Source organism: Pseudomonas sp. P97.38 (genome assembly GCF_001269745.1).
GTDB classification, from domain to species: domain Bacteria; phylum Pseudomonadota; class Gammaproteobacteria; order Pseudomonadales; family Pseudomonadaceae; genus Aquipseudomonas; species Aquipseudomonas chlororaphis_E.
Genome location: NZ_LHVJ01000021.1, coordinates 98,055 through 119,225 on the forward strand (window position 1 = coordinate 98,055; position 21,171 = coordinate 119,225).

Annotated in this window: 11 protein-coding genes and 4 tRNA genes; 13 read left to right on the top strand and 2 right to left on the bottom strand. The window is 62.2% G+C overall.

The features are described 5' to 3' along the window. Window positions 1–23 precede the first annotated feature (23 nt). From alaS to AD664_RS17340, 6 genes are all read left to right on the top strand, one after another. Window positions 24–2,645 carry an alanine--tRNA ligase gene (gene alaS, locus AD664_RS17315; RefSeq protein ID WP_053148147.1) on the top strand — a complete coding sequence of 874 codons (2,622 nt, stop codon included), beginning with the start codon at window positions 24–26 and terminating at the stop codon, window positions 2,643–2,645. 87 nt (window positions 2,646–2,732) lie between these two features. Continuing rightward, window positions 2,733–3,974 (top strand): aspartate kinase, encoded by a 1,242-nt coding sequence (locus tag AD664_RS17320; RefSeq protein WP_042728509.1) that lies wholly within the window; start codon window positions 2,733–2,735, stop codon window positions 3,972–3,974. Between the two features lie 183 nt (window positions 3,975–4,157). Continuing rightward, window positions 4,158–4,346, top strand: coding sequence for a carbon storage regulator CsrA (gene csrA, locus AD664_RS17325; RefSeq protein WP_003178872.1), 189 nt, complete (start codon window positions 4,158–4,160; stop codon window positions 4,344–4,346). A 62-nt stretch (window positions 4,347–4,408) separates the two neighbouring features. Then, window positions 4,409–4,499 (top strand) — tRNA-Ser (locus tag AD664_RS17330). Window positions 4,500–4,605: 106 nt separating this feature from the next. Further along, window positions 4,606–4,682: transfer RNA gene (locus AD664_RS17335), tRNA-Arg, on the top strand. A gap of 72 nt (window positions 4,683–4,754) precedes the next feature. After that, window positions 4,755–4,831, top strand: a tRNA-Arg gene (locus AD664_RS17340). A gap of 40 nt (window positions 4,832–4,871) precedes the next feature. On the opposite strand, the gene AD664_RS17345 is transcribed toward AD664_RS17340, so the two are convergent. Next, window positions 4,872–5,375 (bottom strand): cell envelope protein SmpA, encoded by a 504-nt coding sequence (locus tag AD664_RS17345; RefSeq protein ID WP_053148149.1) that lies wholly within the window; start codon window positions 5,373–5,375, stop codon window positions 4,872–4,874. Between the two features lie 322 nt (window positions 5,376–5,697). Between AD664_RS17345 and mgtE the strand changes: the two genes are divergently transcribed. Beyond that, window positions 5,698–7,140, top strand: a complete 1,443-nt coding sequence (mgtE, locus tag AD664_RS17350; RefSeq protein WP_053148151.1) for a magnesium transporter — start codon at window positions 5,698–5,700, stop codon at window positions 7,138–7,140. A 130-nt stretch (window positions 7,141–7,270) separates the two neighbouring features. On the opposite strand, the gene AD664_RS17355 is transcribed toward mgtE, so the two are convergent. Continuing rightward, the gene (locus AD664_RS17355; protein WP_003178899.1) at window positions 7,271–7,597 is read right to left on the bottom strand and encodes an Arc family DNA-binding protein; all 327 of its coding nucleotides are present in this window, start codon (window positions 7,595–7,597) and stop codon (window positions 7,271–7,273) included. A gap of 526 nt (window positions 7,598–8,123) precedes the next feature. Between AD664_RS17355 and AD664_RS17360 the strand changes: the two genes are divergently transcribed. The 6 genes from AD664_RS17360 to AD664_RS17385 form a co-directional block, all read left to right on the top strand. After that, window positions 8,124–8,200, top strand: a tRNA-Arg gene (locus tag AD664_RS17360). A 282-nt stretch (window positions 8,201–8,482) separates the two neighbouring features. Continuing rightward, window positions 8,483–10,264, top strand: a complete 1,782-nt coding sequence (locus AD664_RS17365; RefSeq protein WP_042728506.1) for a ShlB/FhaC/HecB family hemolysin secretion/activation protein — start codon at window positions 8,483–8,485, stop codon at window positions 10,262–10,264. A 9-nt stretch (window positions 10,265–10,273) separates the two neighbouring features. After that, entirely contained in the window at window positions 10,274–10,792 is a 519-nt protein-coding gene (locus tag AD664_RS17370) for a toxin-activating lysine-acyltransferase (protein WP_042728505.1), read from the top strand. Between the two features lie 47 nt (window positions 10,793–10,839). Then, a complete protein-coding gene (locus AD664_RS17375) occupies window positions 10,840–19,917 on the top strand; it encodes a hemagglutinin repeat-containing protein (RefSeq protein ID WP_053148153.1) in 9,078 nt (3,025 codons plus the stop codon). Continuing rightward, window positions 19,918–20,814, top strand: a complete 897-nt coding sequence (locus AD664_RS17380) for a PoNe immunity protein domain-containing protein (protein WP_053148155.1) — start codon at window positions 19,918–19,920, stop codon at window positions 20,812–20,814. 189 nt (window positions 20,815–21,003) lie between these two features. Further along, a partial coding sequence (locus tag AD664_RS17385) for a transposase (RefSeq protein WP_157061576.1) occupies window positions 21,004–21,171 on the top strand: 168 nt, incomplete at its 3' end.

A 21,171-nucleotide genomic window follows, 5' to 3' on the forward strand; every position in this document is an offset into this window, starting at 1 on the left:
CGCAGCCTCCGTGGAAGAACCTAATGAAAAGCGCAGAAATCCGTGAAGCCTTCCTTCGCTTCTTCGAAGAGCAAGGCCATACCCGAGTAGCCTCCAGCTCTTTGATTCCGGGCAATGACCCGACCCTGCTGTTCACCAACGCGGGGATGAACCAGTTCAAGGACTGCTTCCTGGGCCAGGAAAAACGTGCCTACACCCGTGCGGTAAGCAGCCAGAAATGCGTGCGCGCCGGCGGCAAGCACAACGACCTGGAAAACGTCGGCTATACCGCCCGTCACCACACGTTCTTCGAAATGCTGGGTAACTTCAGCTTCGGTGACTACTTCAAGCGCGACGCCATCACGTTCGCCTGGACCTTCCTGACCTCCGACAAGTGGCTGAACCTGCCCAAGGACAAGCTGTGGGTCACGGTCTACGCCACCGATGACGAAGCCTATGACATCTGGACCAAAGAGGTCGGTGTCCCGGCCGAGCGCATGGTGCGCATCGGCGACAACAAAGGCGCGCCTTGCGCCTCCGACAACTTCTGGACCATGGGCGACACCGGCCCGTGCGGCCCTTGCACCGAGATCTTCTACGATCACGGCGCCGACATCTGGGGCGGCCCACCCGGCTCGCCGGAAGAAGACGGCGACCGCTACATCGAGATCTGGAACAACGTGTTCATGCAGTTCAACCGCACCGCCGACGGTGTGTTGCATCCGCTGCCTGCACCGTCGGTCGACACCGGCATGGGCCTGGAGCGGATCAGTGCGGTGTTGCAGCACGTTCACTCCAACTATGAAATCGACCTGTTCCAGAGCCTGCTGGACGCTTCGGCCAAGGCCATTGGTTGCACCAATGACAACCAGGCTTCGCTGAAAGTGGTCGCCGACCACATCCGCTCCTGCGGCTTCCTGATTGCCGACGGCGTGCTGCCGTCCAACGAAGGTCGTGGCTACGTGCTGCGCCGGATCATCCGTCGTGCCTGCCGTCACGGCAACAAGCTGGGTGCCAAGGGCAGCTTCTTCTACCAGATCGTGGCGGCCCTGGCTGCCGAGATGGGCGATGCCTTCCCGGAACTCAAATCCCAGCAGGCGCACATCGAACGCGTGCTCAAGGCCGAGGAAGAGCAGTTCGCCAAGACCCTGGAACAGGGCCTGAAGATCCTCGAACAAGACCTGGCCGAGCTCAAGGGTTCCGTGGTGCCGGGCGATGTCGTGTTCAAGCTGTACGACACCTACGGTTTCCCGATGGACCTGACGGGCGACATCGCCCGCGAGCGCAACCTGACCCTCGACGAGGAAGGTTTCGAGCGCGAGATGGAAGCCCAGCGGGTACGTGCGCGTTCGGCCAGCGCCTTCGGCATGGACTACAACAGCCTGGTCAAGGTCGACGTGGCCACCGAATTCACCGGTTATGCCGGCACCACCGGTTCGGCCAAGATCGTGGCCATCTACAAGGACGGGCAATCGGTCGACATCCTGAGCGAAGGCCAGGAAGGCGTGATAGTGCTGGACAAGACACCGTTCTACGCTGAGTCCGGCGGTCAGATCGGCGACAGCGGCTACCTGCAGGCCGGCAATTCGCGCTTCGACGTGCGTGACACCACCAAGACCGGCGGCGCGTTCCTGCACCACGGCGTGCTGGCTTCCGGCAGCCTGATGGTCGCCGCTCCAGTGGCAGCCCATGTCGACGCCGAGGTTCGCCATGCCACATCGCTGAACCACTCCGCCACGCACTTGCTGCACGCGGCGCTGCGCCAGGTACTGGGCGAGCACGTCCAGCAGAAAGGCTCGCTGGTGGACAGCCAGCGCCTGCGCTTTGACTTCAGCCACTTCGAAGCCATCAAACCGGAGCAGCTCAAGGCGCTGGAAGACATCGTCAACGCCGAGATCCGCAAGAACTCCCCGGTAGAGACCGAAGAAACCGACATCGAAACCGCCAAGCAGAAGGGCGCGATGGCGCTGTTCGGCGAGAAGTACGGCGAGAGCGTGCGCGTGCTGAGCATGGGGGATTTCTCCGTGGAACTGTGCGGTGGCATCCACGCCAACCGGACCGGCGACATCGGCCTGCTGAAGATCGTCAGCGAAGGCGGCGTGGCCTCCGGCGTGCGCCGTATCGAGGCGGTCACCGGCGCTGCGGCCCTGGCGTACCTCAACGCGGCCGAAGAACAACTCAAGGAAGCGGCAAGCCTGATCAAGGGCAGCCGCGACAACCTGATCGACAAGCTGTCGGCTGTGCTGGAACGCAACCGCTTGCTGGAAAAGCAACTGGAACAGTTGCAGGCCAAGGCCGCCAGCGCGGCGGGCGACGATCTGTCGGCCCAGGCCGTGGACGTCAAGGGCGTGAAAGTGCTGGCCGTGCGTCTCGACGGCCAGGACGGCAAGGGCCTGCTGGCGCTGGTCGATCAACTGAAAAACAAACTCGGCCGCGCAGTGATCCTGCTCGGCAGTGTCCATGAGGAAAAGGTCGTTCTCGTCGCAGGCGTGACCAAGGACCTGACTGGCCAACTCAAGGCCGGTGATTTGATGAAGCAGGCCGCTGCGGCAGTGGGCGGTAAGGGCGGTGGTCGTCCGGACATGGCGCAAGGCGGCGGTACCGACGTCGGCGCACTGGACGCGGCACTGGCCCAGACCGTTGCATTTGTAGAGCAGGGTATTTAAGGCAGCGTCCCGGGTTCGCAGTCTAGTGGCGGGCCCGGTCGTTGTTGTGATTATTGGGCGCCCTTCATGGGCAGAGGCGGCTTTGAAATGGCTTTGATCGTACAGAAATTTGGCGGCACTTCGGTCGGCACTGTCGAACGGATCGAACAGGTCGCCGACAAGGTTAAGAAATTCCGTGATGCGGGCGATGACCTGGTGGTTGTGCTGTCGGCAATGAGCGGCGAGACCAACCGTCTGATCGATCTGGCCAAGCAAATCAGCGGCGACCAGCAACCGGTTCCCCGCGAGCTGGACGTGATCGTTTCCACCGGCGAGCAGGTGACCATCGCCTTGCTGGCCATGGCGCTGATCAAGCGTGGCGTGCCGGCGGTGTCCTACACCGGCAACCAGGTTCGTATCCTGACGGACAGCGCGCACAACAAGGCGCGTATCCTGCAGATCGACGACCAGAAGATTCGCGGTGACCTGAAGGCGGGCCGCGTGGTCGTGGTCGCCGGATTCCAGGGCGTGGACGAGCACGGCAACATCACCACCCTCGGCCGTGGCGGTTCGGACACGACCGGCGTGGCGCTGGCAGCGGCCCTCAAGGCTGACGAATGCCAGATCTACACCGATGTGGATGGCGTCTACACGACCGACCCACGCGTGGTGCCTGTGGCCCAGCGCCTGGACAAGATCACCTTCGAAGAGATGCTGGAAATGGCCAGCCTCGGCTCGAAAGTGTTGCAGATTCGGGCGGTCGAATTCGCCGGCAAGTACAACGTTCCGCTGCGCGTCCTGCACAGCTTCAAAGAGGGTCCGGGCACCCTCATTACTATCGATGAAGAGGAATCCATGGAACAGCCGATCATTTCCGGCATCGCCTTCAACCGCGATGAAGCCAAGCTGACCATCCGTGGCGTGCCAGACACCCCCGGCGTGGCGTTCAAGATTCTCGGCCCGATCAGTGCCGCGAACATCGAAGTCGACATGATCGTGCAGAACGTCTCGCACGATAACACCACCGACTTCACCTTCACCGTGCACCGCAACGACTACCCGGCTGCTGAAGCGGTCCTGAAGAAAACCGCAGGCGAGATCGGTGCCCGGGAAGTGGTCGGCGATACCAAGATCGCCAAGGTCTCGATCGTCGGTGTCGGCATGCGCTCGCACGCGGGCGTGGCCAGCCGTATGTTCGAAGCCCTGGCCAAGGAAACCATCAACATCCAGATGATCTCCACCTCGGAAATCAAGGTGTCCGTGGTGATCGAAGAGAAGTACCTGGAACTGGCCGTGCGCGCCCTGCACACGGCTTTCGAACTCGACGCCGCTGCCCGACAGGGCGAGTAAGCGTTGTCCTTGAGGGCGCGGCTGGGCCGCGCCCTTTGTTTTTTTGAATGGCGCGTCCCAAAACTGTTCTTTTGCCCGCGCTGGTCAATACTAGGCTTGGAGGCTTCGACCGTTTCGGTTGCAGGTCCAATGCCTTTTTTTGCCGACTGTTGTCCCTGAACTGAATTGCGTGAGGAGAAAGGTATGCTGATTCTGACTCGTCGGTGTGCAGAAAGCCTGATTATTGGCGATGGCGAAATCACCGTGACCGTGCTCGGCGTCAAAGGAAACCAAGTGCGTATCGGCGTCAACGCCCCGAAAGAGGTCGCTGTACACCGGGAGGAAATTTACCTGCGTATCAAGAAAGAGAAGGACGACGAACCAAGCCATTAATTTTTATCGATTTTTATGTTTGCAAACGGGGAGGAAGGTGGTTAATATACGCCCCGTGTTGCGGAGAGCTGGCCGAGTGGCCGAAGGCGCTCCCCTGCTAAGGGAGTACACCTCAAAAGGGTGTCGGGGGTTCGAATCCCCCGTTCTCCGCCATTATTCGTTTAGTGCGTCAAACCTGGCTTGTTCAGTAAGTGCTTGAAATTACTGAAAAAAGCGCTTTACAAAAGGATTTGACGACCTATAATGCGCGGCAACAAATGCACTCGTAGCTCAGCTGGATAGAGTACTCGGCTACGAACCGAGCGGTCACAGGTTCGAATCCTGTCGAGTGCACCATTTAAGAGTTTTTTGCAGCGATGCAAATAACTTGGCTTCAACCAGTTGTGATCTGGTATAAAACCACAACTTGCACTCGTAGCTCAGCTGGATAGAGTACTCGGCTACGAACCGAGCGGTCACAGGTTCGAATCCTGTCGAGTGCACCAAACACCAAAAAGCCCGCGTTTGACGCGGGCTTTTTGCTGTCTACGATTTGCCTTTCACGCATCCTTTCTCATCGAACACGATCTCGGCGCTGCGACCTTTCTTCGTTGCGTAGGTGTACCGTGTGCTCGAATTCCTGACCTTGATCGAGTGCGGCTTGCCCAAGGCGCTCTCCACATCCTGCTGGCTCATGCCGGCGAGAATCCTTCGGCCTATGATTGCTTCGCGACGTTGCCGGGCGGTGATGAGGTTGGCGCAGCGGTCTTCGAACTGGCCGACCACGGTCGGTTCCTTGCGCGGCGTTTTGTTGCCGGATAGTTGCCGGTGCTCGGCTTCCGGCAGCATCGATTCGGTCGTCGGCGAGACCGTGCCGGGGTGATACGGATTGATCCGTTGCAGCGAAAGGTTTTCTCCCGGCCCGCAGCTCAGGGTCGTGTACGTCACCTGCCCGGCGCTGTTCTCGCAGCGATGCACCGTTTGCCCGGCCGCCCACAGGGGCAGGCAGGGCAGGCTGGCGAGCAGAAGCAGGTAGTGGCGGACAGGCATCCGGGCGGCCTCCTTGGCGCTGAAAAAAACAAGGGTAGCCGCTACATTTACCGCAGGGCGTGTGTTTTCTTTTCAGGATAAGTCGTCGTAACGGGACAGGTTCAGCCAGGGTTCAGGTTTGTGTCGCAAGCGCTTGTTCTTGCCATGATTTTTTAACGTTTTAAAGCGTCAAGCGGTGTATGATTGCGCCCGTCAGCCCCGCCGGGGCTTTGGAATATCTCCATGGACTTACCCAGTAGTTACTCAATATCCCGTTTTGCCAATCATGAATTGACTGATTGATCCTTCCGGCGTGCTCCACTGCTGGGAGTGGAGTTCGCCTATGACCCAAGTAGAAGTAAAGAAAACACAAGAAAGCCTTCAGGACCGCCTCGCTCAAGTCGTCGAGCTGCTGCAGCGCCAGCGGGTCGTCGAAGACCTGACGCATCGCCAGGAAGGTCCGCACCATGACCGGGTCGAGAACCTGGTCCACCGGCAGAACCTCGTCGAGCTGCAGCGCAAGCTCGATGACCTGCACTCCGCCGACGTCGCCTACATCCTTGAAGCCTTGCCGCTGGAAGAGCGCCTGACGGTCTGGCAACTGGTCAAGGCCGACCGCGACGGTGACATCCTGCTCGAAGTGTCCGACTCGGTCCGGGAAACCCTGATCGCCGACATGGATGATCACGAGTTGCTCGCGGCGGCCAAGGAGATGGACGCCGACGAACTCGCCGACCTGGCGCCCGAGCTGCCTCGGGACGTTATCCACGAACTGATGGAAACCCTCGACGGCCAGCAACGCGAGCGTGTGCGCTCGGCGCTGTCCTATGACGAGGAGCAGGTCGGGGCGCTGATGGACTTCGAGATGGTGACGATCCGCGAGGACGTCAGCCTTGAAGTGGTCTTGCGTTATCTGCGTCGCCTCAAGGAACTGCCAGGGCACACCGACAAACTCTTCGTGGTCGATTACGACGGCGTGTTGAAGGGCGTGCTGCCCATCAAGCGCCTGCTCGTCAACGATCCGGAAAAACAGGTGGCCGAGGTCATGGCCAGCGATCCGGTGAGTTTTCACCCGGACGAAGACGCCTATGACGCCGCCCAGGCGTTCGAGCGTTATGACTTGATTTCTGCGCCGGTGGTCGACAAGAACGGCAAGCTGATCGGCCGTCTGACCATCGATGAAATGGTTGACCTGATTCGTGAGGAGAGCGAAAGCGAAGTCCTCAGCATGGCCGGTCTGCGCGAAGAAGAAGACATCTTTGCCTCGGTCTGGAAATCCCTGCGTAACCGTTGGGCCTGGCTGGCAATCAATCTGATCACGGCGTTTGTCGCCTCCCGGGTCATCGGCCTGTTCGAAGGTTCCATCGAGAAGCTGGTGGCGCTTGCGGCGTTGATGCCCATCGTTGCCGGGATTGGCGGCAACTCCGGCAACCAGACCATTACCATGATCGTCCGCGCCATGGCGCTGGACCAGGTCAGCACCGGCAACACGTCGCGCTTGATGCGCAAGGAGTTGGCGGTGGCCTTGATCAATGGCGTGATCTGGGGCGGCGTGATCGGTGTGGTGGCTTATCTGCTCTATGGCAGTTGGTCGCTGGGGGTGGTGATGACCGCCGCGATGACGCTTAACCTGTTGTTGGCAGCCTTGATGGGGGTCTTGATTCCCATGACCCTGGCGCGGATGGGACGCGACCCGGCCATGGGGGCCAGCGTGATGATTACCGCCATGACCGACAGTGGCGGGTTCTTCATCTTCCTGGGGTTGGCGACGATCTTCCTGCTCTGACATTCGCCTGATTCACGGTGGCGAGGGCGTTCGCTCTCTCGCTACCGTTCACCCATCCCTTGTATGTGCCGGGGCAAATTCCGGGCAAAAAAAAGCCAGCGCAAGGCTGGCTTTTGATTCATGCGTTCGATCAGGACGCGTCTGCGGCCATCTCTGCGTCATGGGCAATCAGCGAAACGAGGGCGTTTTGCTGGCGGTGAGAGAGTTGTCGGAAGCGTTGAAGCAACTCGCGCTCATGCAACGACAGCTCCGGGCTGTCCAGGCGCATGCTCAACTCTTCACCCAACGCGCCTTCCTGGATCAGGCTTTGCTCAAGGCGCGCGATGATTTCAGAGTTCATGCTGCGATGATGATTGCGAGCCACCTCGGCAATGCGTTCCCGCATTCCGTCTGGCAGACGTACGACGAACTTGTCAGCCGTACGGCTGGAATAAATTGCCTGTTTCAATGGGCGCATATATTTAACCGGTTAGTTCAGGGGAGCGGTTCTCGGGATTGGCCGCAGGATGTCGATAGGACAAGCTCCAAAGCCAAATGTTCAACCTGAATCGTTAAGAGGCCCGCATCATGCCTCAAAATTGCCAGATCATTGGCGCCAATTCTGTGACAAATTCTGATCCGCGTAAAGGCGTTATGCCAGTACCCTTCATCAAAAAATGCGGACTGGTTGGAAAAATCAACAGGTCAGAATCTGTGACCGTCGTATCGTGTCGTTGTGCCATACCGTCTGGCGGATAAACCCGTCTGGCACAAAAAACACGCAGCGTCCTTGTTCTGCATAGGATAGTGGCAAATGGCCGATTTACTAGCTCGACCCGCTCAAGGACGGATGAATGGCGACTTTGCTCAACGCCCGCGATCAGCGAAGTGGGCCCGCTGCAGCCTTTGCCTACACTTAAAAAACAGTGACGACATGACAAACGCAGGGCAGGTCGTTAACATGCACGCCGTTCCGCGCACCGCGTTTCTCGCGGTCGACTCGTGTCTCAGTAGCTCAATTGGATAGAGCATCCCCCTCCTAAGGGGAAGGTTGGCAGTTCGAACCTGCCCTGGGACACCATTACTCTCAGCCTGCCTCCTGCCGCATACCCTTCCTTATTATTCACATGATCGATTGGCGTGACGTCGCCCCAGCACGGCCTTCCTGCGGCCCGGAGCTGTGAACCAGTGCCCATTTTTTCGACTGTGTAACAAACGTGTGTGCCTGGTGCGAAACTTTCTCACCTGATGGCAATCTGACCGTCTCGGTACGTTGTAGGAAACTTCCTAATTACGCGCCTTTTTGAGGGGCATCAGTGCCGATGCTCACCGTATTTCCTGATTCAAGCCACAAGGATGTGTCATGCGCGCAGCCGCACCCTGCCGAACGCGTCAATCACGCACTGCTCGTCGCCCTGTCGATGGCGCTCGTTCTTCTTCACCAAACGCCCAGCGGCTTGCGCTGCTGTTGCTGGCCGCCTGGACGGTGGGGGCGGGGAGCCTTGCGCAGGCGGCTGGGCCGGAAGAAGAGTTACTGCGCCAGCGTGAGCGTGAGCGGGTGCTGCGTGATCAGTTGGAGTCCCGGCCGGACGTGCGCCTGCAAGCGGCACCCGTCGCGGAAGGTGCCGATCGCCTGCCCGCCAAGGAAAGCCCCTGCTTCGCCATCGATGACATCCGCCTGATTGGCGAGGCGTCGGAAAAATTCCAATGGGCCTTGCGCGCCGCCAACCCCAAGCATGACCCGGCCATCGGGCGTTGCCTGGGGGGCGCCGGGATCAACCTGACGATGAAGCGCATGCAGAATGCGATCATCGAGGCTGGCTATGTCACCACTCGGGTGCTTGCCGAAGCCCAGGACTTGAACAGTGGCGTCCTGGTGTTGACCTTGGTGCCGGGGCGCATCCGCGAGATTCGCTTCCAGGAGGGCACCAGTTCCCGGGCCAATGCCTGGAATGCGATGCCGGCCAGTCCCGGCGACTTGCTCAACCTGCGGGACATCGAGCAGGCGCTGGAAAACTTCAAGCGCGTGCCGACCGCCGAAGCCGATATCCAGATCGCACCGGCCCGTGCCGCCGACGCCAAGCCCGGTGAGAGCGACGTGGTGATTGCCTGGACCCAGCGGTTCCCGGCCCGCGTCAGCCTGTCGGTGGACAATTCGGGCAGCAAGACCACCGGCAAGTACCAGGGCAATGTGTCGCTGTCCCTGGACAACCTGCTGTCGCTCAACGACCTGTTCTACGCCAGCGTCAACCACGACCTGGGCGGCGGCGAGTCCGGCCATCGCGGTTCCGATGGCAACACCCTGCATTATTCGCTGCCGTTCGGTTACTGGCAGTTGGGTTTCACCACCAGTGAATACAACTACGAACAGTCCGTCGCCGGCGCCAACCAGACCTATCAGTACCGCGGCGAGAGTCGTAACAACGAACTGCGCCTGTCACGCCTGCTGTACCGCGACGCCGTTCGCAAGACCACCGCGTGGGGCAGCCTGTGGACGCGCTCTTCGGAGAACTTCATCGATGACACCGAGATCGGCAACCAGAAACGGCGCATGGCCGGCTGGCAACTGGGGCTGAACCATCGCGAGTTCATCGGCGCCTCGATTCTCGACCTGGGCGCCGCCTACCGCCGCGGCACCGGGGCCCATGACGCGCTCAGGGCTCCCGAAGAAGATTTCGACGCAGGCACTTCACGCTCGCAGATCATCACTGCCGATGCCCAATTGCAGGTGCCTTTCCAGGTCAGTGACCAGCGCCTGCGCTACATCGGCGGCTGGCGTGCGCAATGGAACCGGACGCCGCTGGTGCCCCAGGACCGCTTCTCGATTGGCGGGCGCTACAGCGTGCGGGGCTTCGACGGGGAAAACATTCTGTCCGCCGACCGTGGCTGGACCCTGCGCAACGAAGTCGGCCTGTTTTTGGGACAGACCGGCCAGGAACTCTACACCGGCATCGACTATGGCGAAGTCAGTGGTCCTTCCAGCGAGTTCCTGATCGGCAAGCGCCTGGCGGGGGCTGTGGTAGGTCTGCGGGGCGGCTACAAGGGCCTGTCCTATGACTGGTCGTTTGGTACGCCATTGAAGAAGCCCGATGGTTTCGAGACGGCCAACGTGACCAGCGCGTTCACCGTCATCTGGTCATTCTGAGGTGATCCCATGCAGTTCGAGACGCTAGACATCATTGCCCCCGGCTTGATCGATGAGCCTTGGAACGAGGCTGCCGTGTTCGGCTCGGCCACCTGGCTGTGGATGCATTCCAAGGCTCACCGCGATGCGCCGTTGCACAGCTTGCCGACGTTGTTGTTGCCGGCCCTCAAGCATCGCCAGTTCGTGCTCGCCAGCGAACAGGGAAAACCGGTGTTCTACCTGTCCTGGCTCAACCTCGACGCGGCCACCGAGCAACGCTACCTGAGGCAATCGCCACTGACCTTGACAGAAGCCGACTGGAACAGCGGCGAGCGCCTCTGGCTCAACGACTGGGTGGCGCCGTTCGGCCACACCGGCGTGGTCACCCGCCTGCTGCATCGACAGTTGTTCGCCAACCGGTGTGGGCGAGCGCTCTATCACCGAGGCGAGGAACGCGGCCTGCGGGTCAAGACATTCCAAGGGATCGGTGTCATCCCTGAACAGGCCAAGGCCTGGTTTGCCGCTCACCCGCTGGCAGTCGCACCGTAACGCTAACCCCGAGTTAATTGCGGGCCAGAACCGCAAATGGAATTGCCATGAACAAGCATCTGTACCGAATCGTTTTCAACAAGGCTCGCGGACTGCTGATGGTGGTGGCCGAGAATGTCACCAGTCAGGTCAAGGCTCCGGGGACCCGTTGCGGCCCGACGCCGGGACCGGTGGCCTGCACGGCGACGCTCGGGCCGTTGCGCTTTGCCGTGATGGCGGCGATCGGATTGGTGTCCTTGAGCGTGGCGCCTGCCTGGGCCGCTACCATCGTGGCGGATCCCGGCGCGCCGGCCGGCCAGCGTCCCGGTGTGATCGAAAGCGCCAACGGTACGCCCCAGGTGAATATCCAGGCCCCCAGCGCGGGGGGCGTTTCGCGCAATACCTACAGCCAGTTCGACGTCGACAACCGTGGCGTGATCCTCAACAACGCCACGACCAACAGCCAGACCAAACTGGGCGGCTGGATCGAAGGTAACCCGATGCTGGGCAATGGCAGCGCGCGGGTCATCCTCAACGAAGTCAATTCCGCCAACCCCAGCCAACTGCGCGGCTATGTCGAAGTCGCGGGCCAGCGCGCCGAAGTGGTGATTGCCAACCCATCAGGCATTACTTGCAACGGTTGCGGCTTCATCAATGCCGACCGGGCGACTCTCAGCACCGGTCGGGCGCAGCTGGAGAACGGACGCATCAGCGGCTACACCGTACAGGGCGGGACGATCAATATCGAAGGCAAGGGCCTGGATGCCCGCGAGACTGACTACACGGACCTGATCGCCCGTAGCGTGCAGGTCAACGCCGGGGTCTGGGCCAACGACCTGAAGGTCACGACCGGACGCAACCAGGTCAACGCCGATAACACCCAGGCCACGCCACTGCCCGGTGACGACGGGGAAAAGCCCAGCGTGGCCATCGACGTCGCCAAGCTGGGTGGCATGTACGCCGGCAAAATCATGCTGGTGGGCACCGAGTCCGGCGTGGGTGTGCGCAACGCCGGGCAGATTGGCGCCATGGCCGGTGAAGTGGTGGTCAGCGCCGACGGCAAGTTACAGAACCAGGGCGCGATCAGCAGCGCCACCGCGACCCGTATCAAGGCCATCGAGGTCGACAACAGTGGCACGCTCTACGCCAAGGGCGACTTGACGCTCGACAGCACCGGCGACATCGACAACAGCGGCACCGTTGCCAGCCAGAACCACACAACGCTGACCGCCCGCAACATCCGCAGCACCCAGGCGTCCAGCGTGGCGGCGGGTGTCGGCGCGGACGGCAAGCTGGCCGGCGCGGGCAACCTCGCGCTGCGGGCCGGCACGGTCAAGGCGCAAGGGCAGAACCTGGCGTCCGGGGACGTCAGCGTCGCCGCCGCGGACCTGGACCTGAGCGACAGCCAGACCCAGGGGCGCAATGTCACCCTGATCGCCAGCACGGGCGACGCCAATCTCGCCGGCAGCCAGGTCGATGCCACCCAGGCGCTGAGCGCAACGGCGGCCAAGACCCTGCGCACCGACGCGGCCAAGGTCAACGCCGGCAACCTGCAATTGAGCGCCCGGGACATTTCCAACACCGACGGTGAGCTGATCCAGACCGGCACCGCAGGCACCTCGATCAAGGCCAGCGCGACCCTCGACAACCGCGACGGACGCATCGCCTCCAATGCCGACAACCTGAAACTGGGGGCCAGTCGCCTGGACAATGGCAAGGGCAAGGTCGAGCACGCCGGCAAAGGCACCCTGGATATCCAGGCCAACCAGTTGGCTGGCGGCAAAGGCAGCGTGGCCAGCAACGGCAAGGTGACGATCAAGGCTACTGACGTGGTGGTGGACGATGGCCTGACCCAAGGCCAGCAGATCACGTTCGACACCCAGACCCTGTCCAACCAGCGCGGGCAGATTCTGCAGACCGGCGCGCAGCCCTTGCAGGCGACCGCCCGTGAGCGTTTCGACAACCAGGACGGGCGCGTCAACAGCCCCGGCGCGGTGAACCTTGATGTTGGCACGCTGAACAACCAGGGCGGCAAAGTCGTCGCCACCGACGGCGGGGCGCTGACGGTGACCGCCGGCCAACGGATCGACAACAGCTCAGGCACCCTGGCCGCCAGCGGCAACGCTCAGGTGAAGGGGGCCCGCCTGGACAATAGCCAGGGCACCGTGAGTGCCGGGGGTGAGTTGCGGGCGACGTTCGATCAGTTGAACAACATCGGCGGCACGATGGCCGCCACCCAGCGCATGGAGATCATCGCCGGGCAATTCAATAACACCAATGGCGTGCTGGGCTCGGTGCAGTCCGGGCTGCGGGTCAGCGTCTCCGGCGATGGGCTGAACAACAGCGGCGGGCGTCTTGAAGCGCTGGGTGACATCACGCTGTCGGCCCTGGGCCTGAACAACCAAAGTGGCGTGATCAGCGGCGGCGCCCTGGACCTGGACAGCCACGGCAACCGAGTGGACAACAGCCAGGGTACGCTCAACGCCACCGCGACCCTCGACCTGCGCAGCGGCCAATTGCATAACGCCGCCGGCTTGATCCAGGCCAAGGGCAAGCTGCTCATCGACACCGGCAACCAGGCGCTGAACAACCTGCAGTCGGGCACCACCCAAGGGATCAGCGGCCAGGACAGCGTCGAAATCCGCACGGCCAGCCTCGACAACAGTGCGGGTTTCCTGGGGGCCAAAGGCACCCTGTTGCTCAAGGCCACCGACCTGGGCAATGGCAGCGGCGGCCAGATCATCGGCGAGAAAACCGTACGGGTCGAAAGCGCCCGGGTGGACAATCGCGGCGGTCAGTTGCAAGGCCTCGGCGATGTCCAGATGGTGCTGGGAGAGACGCTCAATAACCAGGGTGGGTTGGTCCGCAGTGCAGGAACGCTGGACGTGAGCGCCGACGTGCTCGACAACGGCGCCACCCGAGGCACCCAGCAAGGCCTCGAAGGCCGCGCCATGAGCCTGGCGGTCAATACGCTTTCCAACCAGTCCGGTGCGATCCGCGCCGACCAGGGGCTGAGCTTGGGGATCAGCCAGGCGTTGAACAACGAAGGCGGGCTGATTTCCTCCGGCGCCGGCTTGAGCATCAGCGACCGTGACCCGGCGCAACGGCGTCAGGCCGTGCACAACCAGGGCGGCACCTTGCTCGCGGGCAGCCTGTTGTCGCTCAATGCGGCCTACTACGGTGGCACCGGCAGGGCCCTGAGCCTGGGTGACCTGACATTCAGGCTGCAAGGCGGCCTGGACCTGAGCGGCCAGATCCAGGCCAACGGTCAGGTCGACCTGAGCACCGAGGGTGCCTTCAACAACAGCGGGCAATTGCTGGCCGGCGACCTGCTGACGGTCCGCGCGCAGACGCTGGACAATGCCGGCACCGGCGAGATCAGCGCCGGCCAGGTTCGCCTGACCGTCAACGACAGCCTGACCAACCGTGGCCTGATCGACGGCCAGCAAGTGCGGGTGCAGGCCCTCTCGCTCAACAACCTGGGCACGGGCCGGCTCTACGGCGACCGTCTGGCGATCAGCGCTTCGACGCTGAACAACCGGGACGAAAACGGCATCGGCGCGACCATCGCCGCCCGCGAGTCGCTGGACATTGGCGCAGGTAGCCTGGACAACCGCGAGCAGGCCCTGATCTTCAGCGCTGGCGACCTCGCCATCGGCGGCGCGTTGAGCGCGGCTGACAAGGCCCAGGACCGCGCCCAGTTGCTGACCAACGCCAGCGCGACCATCGAGGCCCTCGGCAACCTGTCGCTGAACGTGCAAAGCGTGCGCAACACCAACGAGCATTTCAGCACCCGGCAGGTGGAAGTCAGTCGTACCGCCTTGCAGGAATTCCAACTCACCGGTTCGACGAACCGCTACCAGGGCAATCAGGTTTCGGTCAGCAGCGACGAAGTGCTCTACCTGGCCACCCCCGAGGGCCGAGAGGACAACTGGAACCGCTACGACTACACCCGGGTGGTGGAGGAAACCCAGATCGCCACCTCGGCACCGGCGCAGATACTTTCCGGCGGGACGATGCAAATCAGCGCCGGCGACGTGCTCAACGACAAGAGCCGGATCATTGCCGGCGGACTGTTGCAGGCCGACATCGGCAGCCTGACCAATACTGAGCTGACGGGCCAGCGCACCACCACCGACAGCGGCACCGCCACCCACTTCTATCGCATCCAGCGCAAGGGTCGCGACCGCCAGGGCACGGCTGTCACAGACTACACGCCGGCACCGATGATCCAGGACATCACCCTGCAACCGACCGTGTTCGCCGAGAACACCGCGGGCAACGGCACCGGCACCCAGATCGCCGCGCGCGCCACCCAGGGCGTCACCGAGCAGGTCGCCGCCACAGGCGCGGTCAACGCCACGGGCAGCCGTACCCACCAGGTCGCGCCGATCGTCCAGGTCGCCGCCCAGACCACCCTGAACAGCAAAGGCGTGGCTGAGCAGATCCGCAGCGGCGGGCCGTCCCTGGAGTTGCCGAACAACAGCCTGTTCAACACCAACCCGCAAAACACCGGCGGCTATCTGATCGAAACCGACCCGCGCTTTGCCAGCTACCGCACCTGGTTGTCCTCGGACTACATGCTGCAACGCCTGCAAGTCGACCCGGCCCTGACCCAACAGCGCCTGGGCGACGGTTTCTACGAACAGAAGCTGATTCGCGAGCAAGTGGCGCAACTCACCGGCCGACGTTTCCTCGATGGCTACGCCAATGATGAACTGCAATACCGTGCCCTGATCGACAACGCCGTCACCGTCGCCAACCAATGGCAATTGGTGCCCGGCGTGGCGCTGACGTCCGAGCAGATGGCCCAGCTGACCAGTGACATCGTCTGGCTGGTGCAAAAGCAAGTGACCCTCCCTAACGGCGACACCCGCAACGTGCTGGTGCCGCAGGTCTACGTGCGGGTCCAGGAAGGCGACCTCAATGGTTCCGGTGCGCTGATCGCCGGGCAGCGCCTGAACCTGAACATCGCCGGCGACCTGGTCAACAGCGGCAGCCTGGCCGGGCGCAGTGTCATGGCGATCACCGCGCAGAACATCGAGAACCTGGGTGGGCGTATCCAGGCCGACAACGCCTCGGTCACCGCCAGGGACAACCTCAACAACCTCGGTGGCCTGATCGGCGCCGTGGACAACCTGTCGGTCAAGGCCGGGCAGGACATCAACGTCATTTCCAGCAGTCGCGACAGCAGCAGCGCCCAAGGTACCCGGACGCAGTTGTCACGGGTGGCCGGGCTGTTCGTCAGCGGTGCCCAGGGCACGATGAATGTCAGCGCCGGCAAGGACTTGAATCTCACCGGGGCCCAGGTCGTCAATGCAGGCCAGGGCGGCAGCACGTCGCTGGAGGCCGGCAATAATCTCAACCTCGGCACCGTGGGCGAGGCGCATCAGCAAGCGTTGACCTGGAACAGCAGCAACTGGCGCAACGACGCCAGCCAGACCGAAGTCGGCTCGCTGATCCAGGGCCAGGGCGATGTCCGCCTGAGCGCGGGCCAGGACCTCAACGCCCGCGCCGCCCACGTGACCAGCGAGCAGGGCGCGGTATTTGCCGAGGCCAAGCGTGACGTCAACCTCACCACGGCCCAGAACTACCAGTTCGCCGATGAAGCGCACAAGGTCAAAGGCAAGAGTGGGTGGTTCTCCAGCAAGACCACCACCACCCGCGACACCGTCAGCCAGACCCAGGCCGAAGGCTCCACCCTGAGTGGCGAGCAGACTTATGTGCAGGCCGGTCGCGACATCAACCTGAGTGGCAGCAACGTGGTTTCCACCACCAAGACCATCCTGGTGGCGGACAACAACGTCAACATCGAAGCGGCCACCGCCAGCAGCAGCGAACGCCACGACAAAACCGTCAAGAAAAGCGGCCTGTTCAGCGGCGGCGGCATCGCCGTGACCCTCGGTACCCAGAAACAGAGCGTCAAGGACCTCGCCACGGAGCACACGGCCGTGGCGAGCACCGTGGGCTCGACCACCGGCGATGTGCTGATCGAAGCGGGCAAGGGTTACCGTCAGGTGGGCAGCCAGGTGTCGGCGCCCCAAGGCAACATCGACGTCACGGCGCAGACCATTGATGTCGTCGAAGCCCGTAACACCCGTGAACGCGAGCGCGAAACCCTGTTCAAGCAAACCGGGTTCACCCTCACCGTGACCAACCCGGTGATCAGCGCGATTCAAACCAACCAGCAGATGAAACGGGCCTCGGAGAAAACCGACGACGGACGCATGAAGGCCCTGGCCGCCGCGACCGCCGTGCTGGCGACCAACAACGCCGCCACCGCCGTGGCGATGGACCCAGGCTCGGCCGGCGGGATCAACATCAGCCTGTCGCTGGGCACCAAGAAAAACGAAAGCACCACCACCTACACCAGCGACAGCGCGGCCGGCTCGACCATGACCGCCGGCAACGACATCCGCCTGCGTGCCACTGGCGCGGGGGCGGCCAGCGACATCACCGTGCAAGGCAGCGATATCAAGGCCGGACGCAACGCCAGCCTGCTGGCGGACGGCGACATCAACCTGCTCGCCGCCCGCAATGTCGACAAGCAGGAGACCGACAGCAAAGGCAGCAGCGCGAGCATCGGCATCGGCTTCTCCCTCGGTGCCCGCAACGGTTTCACCCTGGACCTGGGAGCGTCCGGCAGCCGTGGCCAGGCAGACGGCGATGGCCTCACCCACACCAATACCCATGTCCAGGCGGGTAACCAGTTGCTGCTGTCCTCGGGCGGCGACACAAACCTCAAAGGCGCGGTGGCCAGCGGCAAGCAGGTACTGGCCGATGTCGGCGGCGACCTGAACATCGAAAGCCTGCAAGACACCAACACCTACGTCGTCGATGAAAAGAGCCTGGGCGTTGGCATCAGCCTGTGCATCCCGCCGTTCTGCTACGGCATGAGTTCGGTCAACGGCGTGAGTGGCAGCTTCGGGGCCACGGACATCGACTCCAACTACGCCAGCGTGATCGAGCAATCCGGGATCAAGGCCGGCGACGAGGGCTTCGACATTCGCGTGGGCGGCAACACCGACCTGGTCGGCGGAGTGATCGCCAGCAGCGACAAGGCCGTGCAGGACGGCAAGAATCGCCTGGTCACCGCCAGCCTCACCAGCCGCGACATCAAGAACAAGGCCGAGTACGACGCCAGCTCCGTCAGCGTCGGGGGCGGCTATCGCGAAGTCGGCAAGGACCAGCAGGGCAATGCCACCAGCGGCGGCACGCAAACCCCGGGCACCGGGCTGCCGCAGAACGGCAATGAGCTCAGCGCCACCATGCCGATTGCCATCAGTGCCAGCGACGACGCCAGCAGCGTCACCCGCAGCGGCATCAGTGGCGGCACGGTCGTCATCACCGACGATGCCGAGCAGCAGAAGCGCACCGGCAAGAATGGCGAGCAAACCGTCGCCAGCCTCAATCGCGACGTCTCCAGCGACCGCGATACCAGCAACACGCTCAAGCCGATCTTCGACGAAGATGAGATCCGGGCCGGTTTCGAGATTGTCGGCGCGTTCGCCAACGAAGCCAGCACTTTGCTCGCCAACAAGGCCAAGGAGGTCGATGCCAAGCGCAACCAGGCCGAGGAAGACAGGGCCAAGGCCCTCGATCCGAATGCGAACCTGACCGATGCCGAGCGGTTGGCGTTGCTCAACAACTCCCAGCGACTGACTGTCGAAGCCCGCGGTATCGCCGACAAGTGGGGCGCGGGCGGCACCTACCGCCAGATCACCACCGCCCTGGTGGGCGCGGCCAGCGGCAACATCAGCGGCAGCAACGGCGCATTCGTCCAGAGCCTGGTGGTCAACTACGTGCAACAGCAAGGCGCGGGCTACATCGGCGACCTGGTGGCGGACGGCAAACTCACCGAAGGCTCGCCGCTGCATGCCGCGCTGCATGGCATCGTCGCCTGTGCGGGTGCCGCGGCCAGCAGCCAGAGCTGCGGCAGTGGCGCAGCCGGCGCGGCGGCGTCGAGCCTGCTCACCGGCCTGTTCTCCGAAGCCAGCCCCAACGAAAGCGAAGCCCAGCGCGAAGCCAAGCGAAACCTGATCGTCAGCCTGGTCACCGGGCTGGCCGCCAGCAGCGCCTCGCTCGACCCGGCCACCGCCAACAGCGCGGCCGGCGCGGCGGTGGACAACAACTGGCTGGCGACCCAGCAACTGGTCCAGGCCGAGAAGGAATACAGCGCAGCCGATGGGCTGGCGGCCAAGGCGCAGGTGATCGCCAAATGGGCGTACATCAACCAGAAACAAGACGTACTGACCCGCTTCGGCGTGGGCAAAGGCCTGGTGCAGGCGGGATGGAGCGACGTCGAAGGCCTGGCGCAGTTCCTTCTTCATCCGATTGACGGAATCAACGGCCTCAAGGCCCTGATCAACGACCCCGAGGCCCGCAAGCAGTTCGGCGATGGCGTGGTCAATGAGCTCAACGCCAAACTCGATCGCGTCAAGGATGCCCTGGAAAATGGCGGCGACGACCGCGCCGTGCAGTTGGGCCAGGACCTTGGCGAACTGGTTTGGCAGGTGGGTAGTATTGCGACGGGGGTTGGCGGCGCCGCCAAAGGTGGCGTGGCGCTGGCGAAGGCCGGGATCAGGGTCGGGGCCGAAGGGCTTGAGGCGATGGCTGGCCTGGCCAAGTTCGACAAGCTGGTCGCCCGTGGCGGGCAGTTCAACCCCAATGGCACGCCGCTGATGGATTTCCGGGCGTTGACCAACGCGCAGAAGAGCATCATCGGTGATGTCATGGGCGGCGAGCGGATCAAATCCCTGGTGCCGGGTGCCGAGAAAATCGGCCGGGCGCCGGACATCGGGCAGACCGGTATTGATGACCTGTACAAGGTCAACAAGCCGGGTGTGGATTACCTTGTCGTGGAGTACAAGTTTGGTTCGTCTGCGTTGAAACCGACCAAGGATGGTTTGCAGATGAGCGATAGCTGGTTGCAGGGGACTGCCACAAATTATGATCGTATTCTGGAGTCGGTCAGTGGTAACGGTGGAATGGCGCAAAGTATTGAAAACGCCTTGCAGGCTGGGCGGGTGGAAAAATGGTTAGTACATACCGACCCTTTTGGTAATGTCACAGTGGGTGTACTGGATGCCCGCGGAAAGTTTTTCGCTGACCCAGTTGCAGCGTCCAAGCTTCTAGGAAACAAGTAGATGATCCGTGCTCCTCTTGGCAATGTCAGTTATTGGAATCAGGTCGTCGAGGACAACGACGGCTATCTCCTGGAATCTCAAAGAATCATGAGGGAACCGGCGGGTAACCCGGATTACGCGCCGCAATACGCCTTCAACATTGCAAAGAAACATTGGCACCAGATACTGCGTCGCTACAGCGCTGGCAATCCTATAGCTGATTTGTCGCGCTACTTTCCGGGCTTGCTTGATGCCTGGGAAGAGGCCGAACGCCTGGGGGCAACGGTCTGGACACCTGAGCAGCAATTCACCCGCCACAGCTGGCGCGTCAACTATGACCATTACATCGTCTGCTTCTGGCTGGTGGGCCTGGGGTTGGCGCTGGAGATTCCCGATGATCAATGGCGAAGGCTGCTGGCCCTTATCGGCAACGAAGGCGAGGACGTGTTGCTCGACCGGGTCATCGCGAGTCGCAGTCCCGAGCGCAAAGTGGGGGCCGTTCTCCTTTATCCCAAACCCTATGGACGACTGCTGGCGGCAGTGGATGCGCCGGTGGAGACGCAGGCTTCCAAGTTGGAAGCGTTCGTCAGTCATTGGTATCAGGAAGTCCGAACAGGGGCGAAATCCGGCTCCGATCCCCAGGCAGTCAGTTACAAGCATCCCTACTGGTACACCTATGGCGACGAGAATTTTGAAGGTGGCGCATATTTCGGTCGCTGGTGCGTGGAAGCCGTGGCGGCGGTGAAGGCTTTTGGGCTGGATGATTCACAGTGCCTGGGGCTTGAGCATTATCCAGGGGATCTACTCCGACCCGACGGCCCGAGTACACACCCGCTCAGGCAGGACGCTGAAGCGCCTATTGCGGTGGTTGTTGAGAATAAGGTTGGTTTTTGGTCGAAGTTGTTGGGGCGTCGTTAGCGGTTTCGAGCAGGTTTACAGGCCCCTTTTTCAGTTAAGCAACGACATGCGATGAGCTGAAATGAAGTATTACTTGTTGCGGGAAGATGTGCAGTTTCCTGAACGCTGGTATTTGGGAGTGAACGAGCCCCTTGAAAGACAGGACACCGTTTCCCCCTTAGGATAAGGGATAGGCAAACGGGTATGTTTATGACTAACAGCAACGACAAGGGTGGCGGCGAACTGCTTGGCCAGGAGCGCCGTCGGCGCTGGAGTCCCGAGCAAAAGCTGGCCATGGTGCGCGAAAGCCTGGAGCCCGGGCAAAGCGTCTCGGTGGTCGCCAGGCGCAACGGCATAAATGCCAACCAGCTTTTCCTT